The organism is Micromonospora sp. KC606 (genome assembly GCF_004348675.1).
Lineage (GTDB): Bacteria > Actinomycetota > Actinomycetes > Mycobacteriales > Micromonosporaceae > Micromonospora.
This window is the reverse complement of sequence record NZ_SMKN01000251.1, coordinates 1-8,287: the sequence shown is the minus strand read 5'-3', so window position 1 is coordinate 8,287 and position 8,287 is coordinate 1. Positions and strand designations below refer to the sequence as shown.

At 72.8% G+C, this 8,287-nt stretch carries 12 protein-coding genes; 5 read left to right on the top strand and 7 right to left on the bottom strand.

Features of this window, described 5'->3' with window-relative positions:
* Positions 1 to 26 precede the first annotated feature (26 nt).
* The 7 genes from E1193_RS28140 to E1193_RS28110 form a co-directional block, all read right to left on the bottom strand.
* A complete protein-coding gene (locus E1193_RS28140; RefSeq protein ID WP_132186198.1) occupies positions 27 to 632 on the bottom strand; it encodes a hypothetical protein in 606 nt (201 codons plus the stop codon).
* 41 nt (positions 633 to 673) lie between these two features.
* Positions 674 to 1,069, bottom strand: coding sequence for a Fur family transcriptional regulator (locus E1193_RS28135; RefSeq protein ID WP_132186197.1), 396 nt, complete (start codon positions 1,067 to 1,069; stop codon positions 674 to 676).
* A gap of 73 nt (positions 1,070 to 1,142) precedes the next feature.
* The gene (locus E1193_RS28130; protein WP_132186196.1) at positions 1,143 to 1,448 is read right to left on the bottom strand and encodes a metalloregulator ArsR/SmtB family transcription factor; all 306 of its coding nucleotides are present in this window, start codon (positions 1,446 to 1,448) and stop codon (positions 1,143 to 1,145) included.
* Positions 1,449 to 1,491: 43 nt separating this feature from the next.
* Positions 1,492 to 2,358: a metal ABC transporter permease gene (locus E1193_RS28125; RefSeq protein ID WP_132186195.1), complete on the bottom strand. Its 867-nt coding sequence runs from the start codon at positions 2,356 to 2,358 to the stop codon at positions 1,492 to 1,494.
* A 2-nt stretch (positions 2,359 to 2,360) separates the two neighbouring features.
* Positions 2,361 to 3,122 carry a metal ABC transporter ATP-binding protein gene (locus E1193_RS28120; protein ID WP_132186194.1) on the bottom strand — a complete coding sequence of 254 codons (762 nt, stop codon included), beginning with the start codon at positions 3,120 to 3,122 and terminating at the stop codon, positions 2,361 to 2,363.
* Positions 3,119 to 4,084 (bottom strand): metal ABC transporter substrate-binding protein, encoded by a 966-nt coding sequence (locus tag E1193_RS28115; protein ID WP_132186193.1) that lies wholly within the window; start codon positions 4,082 to 4,084, stop codon positions 3,119 to 3,121. Before E1193_RS28115 ends, E1193_RS28120 begins: the two co-directional genes overlap by 4 nt.
* A 54-nt stretch (positions 4,085 to 4,138) precedes the next feature.
* Positions 4,139 to 4,396 carry a DUF6703 family protein gene (locus E1193_RS28110; protein ID WP_132186192.1) on the bottom strand — a complete coding sequence of 86 codons (258 nt, stop codon included), beginning with the start codon at positions 4,394 to 4,396 and terminating at the stop codon, positions 4,139 to 4,141.
* Between the two features lie 27 nt (positions 4,397 to 4,423).
* Here E1193_RS28110 and E1193_RS28105 point away from each other — a divergent pair, with 27 nt between their 5' ends.
* From E1193_RS28105 to E1193_RS32180, 5 genes are all read left to right on the top strand, one after another.
* Positions 4,424 to 4,765 (top strand): antibiotic biosynthesis monooxygenase, encoded by a 342-nt coding sequence (locus E1193_RS28105; protein WP_132186191.1) that lies wholly within the window; start codon positions 4,424 to 4,426, stop codon positions 4,763 to 4,765.
* A 24-nt stretch (positions 4,766 to 4,789) separates the two neighbouring features.
* Entirely contained in the window at positions 4,790 to 5,368 is a 579-nt protein-coding gene (locus E1193_RS28100; protein ID WP_243707944.1) for a hypothetical protein, read from the top strand.
* 115 nt (positions 5,369 to 5,483) lie between these two features.
* Positions 5,484 to 6,863, top strand: a complete 1,380-nt coding sequence (locus tag E1193_RS28095; protein ID WP_132186190.1) for a glycine--tRNA ligase — start codon at positions 5,484 to 5,486, stop codon at positions 6,861 to 6,863.
* A 148-nt stretch (positions 6,864 to 7,011) separates the two neighbouring features.
* Positions 7,012 to 7,827, top strand: a complete 816-nt coding sequence (locus E1193_RS28090; RefSeq protein ID WP_132186189.1) for a hypothetical protein — start codon at positions 7,012 to 7,014, stop codon at positions 7,825 to 7,827.
* A 72-nt stretch (positions 7,828 to 7,899) separates the two neighbouring features.
* On the top strand, positions 7,900 to 8,287 hold a 388-nt coding region (locus E1193_RS32180), incomplete at its 3' end, for a hypothetical protein (RefSeq protein ID WP_207922898.1).

The window sequence follows — 8,287 nt, the reverse complement described above, 5'->3', positions numbered from 1 at the left end:
GGTGTGTGCGGGCCGCGGCGGGGTGTTCAGCGGGAGTGGCGTAGGCCGAGCCGGCGCAACTCCAGCGCGGCGAGCGCGTCGACCGTGGCGTCGTCGCCGCGCCGCCACGCCTCGGCCACGTCCGGGTTGACCCTGGTCAGCTTCCGCAGCGGCTGGTTGGTCAGGGCACGCAGGGCCAGCAGGTCCCGACCGGCCGGGCCGGCGGCGAGCGCCCTCGCCGAGGCGGCCCGGCGCATCCACCGTACCCGCAGCGGCAGCCAGCCGAAGAGCACCAATCCCAGCGGGAAGACCAGCGCCGCGAGGCTCAGCGCCAGGGCGAGCTGACCGACCAGCTCCTGCTGGTCCCGGCCCGCCTCGGCCACCGCCCGCGCGGCTCCCGCCGCCCGCTCGAAGGGCCCGGTCAGCTCGTCGCCGACCAGCGGCACCCGGCCAACCTTGCCGCCGGCCTCGGCCAGGTTGTCGGCGAGGCCGGCGCCCGCCCCCTCCAGCTTCTCCCCGGGTACGGCGAGCTGCCGCACCAGGTCGTGCAGCCACCGGGCGAAGCGGATCGCCGCGAACACCCAGACGACCACGAGCAGGTCGGTGAGGAGTTGACGGAGGAAGACGGGATAACGATCAGCGTAGATCTTCACGCCGGACAGCGTGCCACGGCACAGCCACCCCCCGACACCGGTCAGCCGGCGCACTCCCGGCAGGTACCGAAGATTTCCAGGGTGTGGCTGACGTCGGAGAAGCCGTGCTGGGCCGCCACCCGCTCCGCCCAGGTCTCCACGGTCGGGCCGGCCACCTCGACCGTCCGGCCGCAGGCCCGGCAGACCAGGTGGTGGTGGTGGCCCTCGCTGCACCGGCGATAGAGGTGCTCGCCGCCGGGCGGGCGCATCACGTCGATCTCGCCCGCGTCGGCGAGCCCCTGCAGCGTCCGGTAGACGGTGGTCAACCCGACCCGCTCGCCCCGGTCTCGCAGCATGGCGTGCAGGTCCTGCGCGCTGTGGAAGCCCTCCACCTCGGCGAGCAGGGCGCTCACCGCCGTCCGCTGCCGGGTGTTGCGCAGCGCCGCTCCCTCGCTCATTCCGCTGCCACCTCCCTCCGGTCCCTGGCGGCCCGAGGCTCGACCGCGTCGATGGTCCGCTCGCTGTGCCCGCTCATGTCCGTGCTCCCTCCCCCGCGTGGCTGACCGCGTCCGCCACGATGTGCGCGACATGCTCGTCGACCAGGGCGTACGCGATCTCCCGGCCGCGCCGGGAGCCGCGCACGACCCCGGCGCCGCGCAGCACCCGCAGGTGCTGGGAGACCAGCGGCTGTGGAGCGCCGAGCTTCTCGACCAGCTCGTGCACGCACCTCTCACTCTGTGCCAGCTCGCTCACGATCGCCAGCCGGATCGGGGCCGCGAGGGCGCGCAGCAGCTCGCCCGCACCCTCGTAGGCGTCGTACCCGTTCCTGCCGGTCACCCTGCAACGGTAACCAATACCGCGGAGCGGCTGCCGGGCAGCGTCACCGCAGGACGACCTCGTGCGGTTCGGGGTGTGGCTCGGCGGCCGGGACGGCGCGGCGGCGCAGCACCCGCCAGGCCGCCCCGGCGACCGCGACCACCAGGAAGGAGGCGATGGCCAGCAGCACCACCGACGCGCCGGGGGCGGTGTCGGCGGTGGCCGCCACCCAGACCCCGGCCCCGGCGGCGAACAGGCCGAGCGCCATGGCCGCCGTCATGGTGCTGCGGAAGCCCCGGGTGACCTGCTGCGCGGTGGCCACCGGCACCACCATCAGGGCGCTGATCAGCAACACGCCGACGGCCCGCATGGCGATGGTGACGGTGATCGCGGTGGCGACCGCCAGCAGCAGGTTCAACGTCTGCACCGGCAGCCCGGAGACCCGGGCGTACTCCTCGTCGTGGCAGACCGCGAAGAGCGCCGGGCGCAGCGCCAGCATGGTGACCAGGATGGTGACGCCGAGCACCCCGATGGTGATCAGATCCTGCGGCGAGATGGTGGTCAGCGAGCCGAACAGGTACGCGTTGAGGTTGGCGCTGGTGGCGTCGGAGAGCCCGACGAGCATCACCCCACCGGCGATGCCGCCGTAGAAGAGCAGCGCCAGGGCCAGGTCGCCGGAGGTGCGCCCGCGGGCCCGGACCAACTCGATGGTGATCGCGCCGAGGGTGGCCACGATCACCGCGACCAGCACCGGGGAGCGGTTGAGCAGCAGCCCGGCGCCGACGCCGGTCAGCGCCACGTGCCCGACCCCGTCGCCGATCAGCGCGAGCCGCCGCTGCACCAGGTAGATGCCGAGCGCCGGGGCGGCCAGGCCGATGACCAGGGCACCGATCAGCGCACGCTGCATGTACGGGTACTGGAAGAGTTCCATGATCAGCTGCTCCACAGCCCGGCGGGCTCGTCGGGGCCGTGCGGGTGCACGTGGTCGTGGTCGGGCTCCGCGTGGTGCCCGGCGGGCTCGGGGACCGCGCCGTCGTGGGCGATGTCGCCCTGGTGGACGACCACCGCCCGGCTGATCAGCGGGCGCAACGGGCCCAACTCGTGGGCGACGAGCAGCACGGTGCCGCCGTCGGCGACGAAGGCGTGCAGCGCCCCGGCGAACGCCTCCTGGCTGGCCGCGTCCACCCCGGCGGTGGGCTCGTCGAGCACCAGCAGCTCCGGCCGGCCCGCGAGGGCCCGGGCGATCAGGGTGCGTTGCTGCTGGCCGCCGGAGAGGGTGGCGACCGGGTCGCCGGCCCGGTCGGCGAGCCCGACCGCGCGCAGCGCCGCGTCGACGGCCTCCCGGTCGGCGCGTCCGGGTGGGCGCAGCACCCCGCGGCGGGCGAGCCGGCCCGAGGCCACCACCTCCCGCACGGTGGCGGGAACGCCACCGCCGGCCCCGAGCCGCTGCGGGACGTACCCGATGCGCCGCCACTGCCGGAACCGGCGCAGCGGGGTGCCGAACAGCTCGACGGAGCCGGCGGCCAGCGGGACCAGCCCGAGCGCCGCCCGGATCAGGGTGGACTTGCCGGAACCGTTGGCGCCGAGGACAGCGACGACCTCCCCGGCGGTGACGGTCAGGGAGACGTCACGCAGCACGGGGCGGCCGTCGTAGCCGACCACCCCGTGCGTGACGGTGATGACAGGAGATGTCACGAGCAGCTCAACGCCGTCCTCAGGGTCGCCAGGTTGGTACGCATCACCGAAAGGTAGTCACCGCCGTTGTCGCTGGACAGCCCCTCGATCGGGTCCAGCACGGCCGTCTTCGCGCCGACCTCGGTGGCGATGGTCTCGGCGACCTTGGGGCTGACCAGCGTCTCGAAGAAGATCGTGGTGGCCTTGTGCTCGCGGGCCTCCTCGGCGACCTCAGCCAGCCGCTTCGGGCTGGGCTCGTTCTCCGGGCTCAGGCCGGCGATGCCCACCTGCTCCAGCTTGTAGCGGTCGGCGAGGTAGCCGAAGGCGGCGTGGCTGACCACGATCTCCCGGCGCTGGCAGGTCTTCAGCCCGGTGGTGAACTCGGCGTCGAGCGTCTCCAGGTCACCGCGGAGCGCCTTGGCCCGGGCGGTGTAGTCGGCGGCGTGGTCCGGGTCGGCCTTCCCGAGCCGCTCGGCCAGCTTGTCGCCGACGGTGGCCAGTCGGGTGGGGTCGAGCCACAGGTGCGGGTCGAGCCCGCCAGCCTCCGGTTCCTCCTCGGCGTGACCGGCCTCACCCTCGCCCTCGTGGTCGTGCCCGCCGGCGGCGGCGGTCAGCAGCGGCTGCACGGTCGTCACGTCGAAGGCCCGGTCGCGGGCGTTCTGGTCGACGGCCTCGTCCACGGCCGGCTGGAAGCCCTTGAGGTAGACCACCAGGTCGGCGTCGGCGACCTGTCCCACCTGGCCCGGGTTGAGCTCCAGGTCGTGCGGCTCGGCACCCGGCTTGGCCAGGTTGGTCACGGTGACCGCGTCTCCGCCGATGCGCTGGGCGAGGAACTGCAGCGGGTAGAACGCCGCGACCACGTCGACCCGCTTCGGCTGCTGCGGGTCGGCGCCGGCGTCTCCGGAGGAGCAGGCGGCGGTGCCGCCGAGAACGAGCAGGGCGGTGGCGGCGGCCAGGGCGCGGGGAGCGGAGCGGAGGTTCATGGAAACCACTGTCCGTGGGAACGAGAATGATTGTCAAAAACGCATGATTGCATGTCAGAGCAGCTTCGCCAGGGCCACGGCAACCAGCAGGGTCAGCACCAGCAGCCGCACCACCCGGGCCCGGGGCGCCTGCACCGGCCAGGTCGCCGCCGCCAGCCAGGCCAGGGCGGCGGCGAGCGCCAGCAGCAGCACCCCGCCGACCGGACCCGGCGCGAAGAACGCCACCAGCACCAGCACCAGCGTGGCGAGGAACACCGACGTCGGGTTGGCCCGGGCCAACCGGGCCAGCAGGGGGCTCTGCGTACGCTGCATCCCACAGACTCTACGAGGAGGTCCCCGATGCAGGTGACCAACCGGTTCGTGGTCGACGTCGACGTCGCCGACGGCTTCGCCGACCGGGCGCACGCCGCTCTCGCCGCTCTCGCCGCCCGCCCCGGCTACCTGCGCGGCGAACTCCTACGCGCCCTCGACGACCCCCGCCACTGGTGCCTGCTCACCGAGTGGGAGTCGGTCGGGGCGTACCGGCGGGCGCTGGGCGGCTTCGACGTGAAGATCGCCGCGGTGCCGCTGCTCGCCGAGTCGCTCGACGAGCCCTCGGCGTACGAGACGCTGGCCAGTGCCGCCCCGGCCGGCGAGGTCGTGGTGACCGCCAGTGATCGGGCCGCGCGTCCGCACCGCTGAGCGGGCGGCACTACCCTGCAAGCTATGACCTCACCCGGCCCGGCAGCACCGTCGCCGTATCCCGGGCCGCCCGGCCAGGGCGAGGCACCGCCCGCCGGGGACGTGCCCGCGCCATCGCCCGCCGGTGGCGCGCCCATACCGCCGTCCGGCCCGGGGGTGGCCCCGCCCTTCGCCGCGCCCCCCACCGAGGGTGGCCGCAAGCGGCTCTGGCTGGGGCTGGGCGTCGGGGCGCTCGCGTTGCTGATCTGCTGCGGGGGAGGCGGCGCGGCCCTGGTCGGGCTGAGCGTGAGCAGCATCCGGGCCGCCGAGGAGCAGGGCCAGGCGATCACCGACGAGTACTACGGCGCGCTGGTGCGCAAGGAGTACGACAAGGCGTACGACACGCTCTGCGACACGGTCCAGCGGCGCGAGTCGCAGGCGCAGTTCATCCGCCGGGTGACCGATGAGCCGGCGGTGGCGTCGTACCGGATCGGTGCGGTCGACCCGAACACCCTCACCGTGCCGGTGGAGGTGACCTTCAGCGGCGGCGGGCAGGAGACCCAGACGGTGACGCTGGCCCCCGACCCGCAGACGGCCGGGCTGGAGGTCTGCGGGGTCAGCTGATCCCGCCCCGGTATTCTCCTGGCTTCGGGATGCCGCTGGTCGTACCGTTGTCCCGAACTGTCCAGGTCCATCCACCTCACATCCCCGCCGACCGCCAGCCGGCGTAGGAGGAAACATGCCAGCCGACCGTATCGACGCCGTCGTCAGCCTCGCCAAGCGCCGAGGCTTCGTCTTCCCCTCCAGCGAGATCTACGGAGGCACCCGGTCGGCGTGGGACTACGGCCCGCTCGGCGTGGAACTCAAGGAGAACGTCCGCCGGCAGTGGTGGAAGAGCATGGTCCAGCAGCGTGACGACGTCGTCGGTCTGGACTCGGCGGTCATCCTGGCACGCAAGGTCTGGGAGGCCAGCGGCCACCTCGCCGAGTTCGTCGACCCGCTGACCGAGTGCCAGTCCTGCCACAAGCGGTTCCGCGCGGACCACCTGGAGGAGGCGTACGCCGAGAAGCACGGCAAGCCGCTGACCTCGCTGTCGGAGCTGAACTGCCCCAACTGCGGCAACAAGGGCACCTTCACCGAGCCGAAGATGTTCAACGGACTGATGAAGACCTACCTCGGCCCGGTGGAGAGCGACGAGGGGCTGCACTACCTGCGCCCGGAGACCGCGCAGGGCATCTTCGTCAACTACAACAACGTGGCGACGGCCGCGCGCAAGAAGCCGCCGTTCGGCATCGCGCAGACCGGCAAGTCGTTCCGCAACGAGATCACCCCGGGTAACTTCATCTTCCGTACCCGTGAGTTCGAGCAGATGGAGATGGAGTTCTTCGTCGAGCCCGGCTCGGACGAGAAGTGGCACGAGTACTGGCTCGCCGAGCGCTGGAACTGGTACCTCGACCTGGGTCTGTCCGAGTCGAACATGCGCTTCTACGAGCACCCCAAGGAGAAGCTCTCCCACTACTCGAAGCGCACCGTCGACATCGAGTACCGGTTCCAGTTCGGCGGCAGCGAATTCGCCGAGCTGGAGGGGGTCGCCAACCGCACCGACTTCGACCTGTCCACGCACAGCAAGCACTCCGGCGTCGACCTGTCGTACTTCGACCAGACGAAGAACGAGCGCTGGACGCCGTACGTCATCGAGCCGGCCGCCGGCCTCACCCGCGCGGTGCTGGCCTTCCTGCTGGAGGCGTACGACGAGGACGAGGCCCCGAACACCAAGGGCGGCGTGGACAAGCGCACCGTGATGCGCTTCGACCCGCGCCTGGCCCCGGTCAAGGTGGCGGTGCTGCCGCTGTCCCGCAACGAGGCGCTCTCGCCGAAGGCGAAGGGGCTGGCCGCGCAGCTGCGCAAGCGCTGGGTGGTGGAGTTCGACGACTCGCAGGCGATCGGCCGCCGCTACCGCAGGCAGGACGAGATCGGCACCCCGTTCTGCGTCACCGTCGACTTCGACACCCTCGACGACGACGCGGTGACGGTGCGCAACCGGGACACCATGGCCCAGGAGCGGGTCTCCCTGGACCAGGTGGAGCGCTACCTGATCGAGCGCCTGCCCGGCTGCTGAGCTCGGATCACCGGCGGCCTCCGTTCCCGCGCGAGCGGGGCGGGGGCCGCCGCCGTATCGGCCGCCGTCCGTTGCCCGACCGGTGGTTGAGCGGTGCGTGATCTCGTGCGAGCATTCCCGGCGTTGATCTCATCACGGGGGTGTCCGCATGACCCAGTCGCCACACGACCACGACCCGCAGCGGCGGCGACTGCTGCGCCGCGCCGCCACGGTCGCCACCACCACGGCCGGCGCGGGTGTCGCCGCCGTGAGCCTGCCCGGAGCCGCCCAGGCCGAGCCCGGTGACAGCCTGGTCATGGGTGGGACACACGATGCCGGCGTCCAGACCACCACGCTGAACGGCTCCCCGGCCCTGACGGTGAAGAACACGGCCGGCGCACCGCTGCGGCTGGTGCCCGGTGACAGCATCTACCCGCAGGTGCTCGACTCACCCGTCGGCACGCTGGCGGTGGACGAGCAGGGCGACCTGTTCGTCCGCTCCGGCCCCACCGCCGATCCGGTCAACGGCTGGGCCTGGACCACCGAGTGGGCGACGACCTCGGTGGCGGTGCGGCCGGTCCGGGTGCTCGACACCCGCAACGCCGACCTGCGCCGCACGATCGTCTCGGGGGCCGACACCCTTGACCCTTCCGGCCGGCTCACGCCCGGCTACCCGATCGTGATCGCCCTGGACAGCTACGTTCGGGACGGCTACGCGATCAAGGGCAACGTGACCGTGGTCGGGATGACCGGCGCGGGGGTGCTCACCATCTGGGGCAGCGGTGCGAAGCCGACCGCGTCGACGGTGAACTGGGCGACGGCCGGCACGATCCTGTCCAACTTCCTCTTCACCGAGCTGGGCGCCGTCGGCAACTACCGCAGTGTGCTGTCCATCCAGGCCACCGCCTCGCCGACGCACGTGATCGTCGACATGAGCAGCCTGCTGGTCGGCCACCCGAGCCAGGTGCTGGCACCGAAGCTGTGACCGTCGGCGACCACCCGCACCTTCCCGCAGCAGCGGCCCGTGCCGCCGCCCACTCCACCTGGGGGAACTGAGATGACCACGTCCGAACCCGAGCGCGTCGCGTCCCGGCGCACCCTGCTGCGGCGGGCGGCCGTCACCGGCGGTGCCGCGGTCGCCGCCACCGCCGCGACCGGGCTCGCCGCCGCCCCCGCCTCGGCCTCGGCCGGCGACCCGCTGCTGATCGGCCAGTCGAACACCGGCGGGGCGACCACGATCACCAGCGCCGCCCCCGACGGGGCGGCCACCCTGGCGCTGCGCAACGCCACCGGCGCGACCCTGCAACTGACCGACGGCAACAGCTTCGACCCTGGGGCTCCGTCCGGTGCGATCTCCGTCAACGCGACCGGCCTGGGGGTGCGGAGCGGCAACGGCGGCCAACGGGCGTTCAGCACGGCGAACGCCACCATGCTGGTGCCGGTCC

Bases quoted from the DNA above. Each gene is read 5' to 3' on its own strand.
- E1193_RS28110 (WP_132186192.1), bottom strand. From the start codon at position 4,396: ATGCAGCGTACGCAGAGCCCCCTGCTGGCCCGGTTGGCCCGGGCCAAC.
- E1193_RS28125 (WP_132186195.1), bottom strand. From the start codon at position 2,358: ATGGAACTCTTCCAGTACCCGTACATGCAGCGTGCGCTGATCGGTGCC.
- E1193_RS28100 (WP_243707944.1), top strand. From the start codon at position 4,790: ATGACCTCACCCGGCCCGGCAGCACCGTCGCCGTATCCCGGGCCGCCC.
- E1193_RS28090 (WP_132186189.1), top strand. From the start codon at position 7,012: ATGACCCAGTCGCCACACGACCACGACCCGCAGCGGCGGCGACTGCTG.
- E1193_RS28095 (WP_132186190.1), top strand. From the start codon at position 5,484: ATGCCAGCCGACCGTATCGACGCCGTCGTCAGCCTCGCCAAGCGCCGA.
- E1193_RS28115 (WP_132186193.1), bottom strand. From the start codon at position 4,084: ATGAACCTCCGCTCCGCTCCCCGCGCCCTGGCCGCCGCCACCGCCCTG.
- E1193_RS28135 (WP_132186197.1), bottom strand. From the start codon at position 1,069: ATGAGCGAGGGAGCGGCGCTGCGCAACACCCGGCAGCGGACGGCGGTG.
- E1193_RS28105 (WP_132186191.1), top strand. From the start codon at position 4,424: ATGCAGGTGACCAACCGGTTCGTGGTCGACGTCGACGTCGCCGACGGC.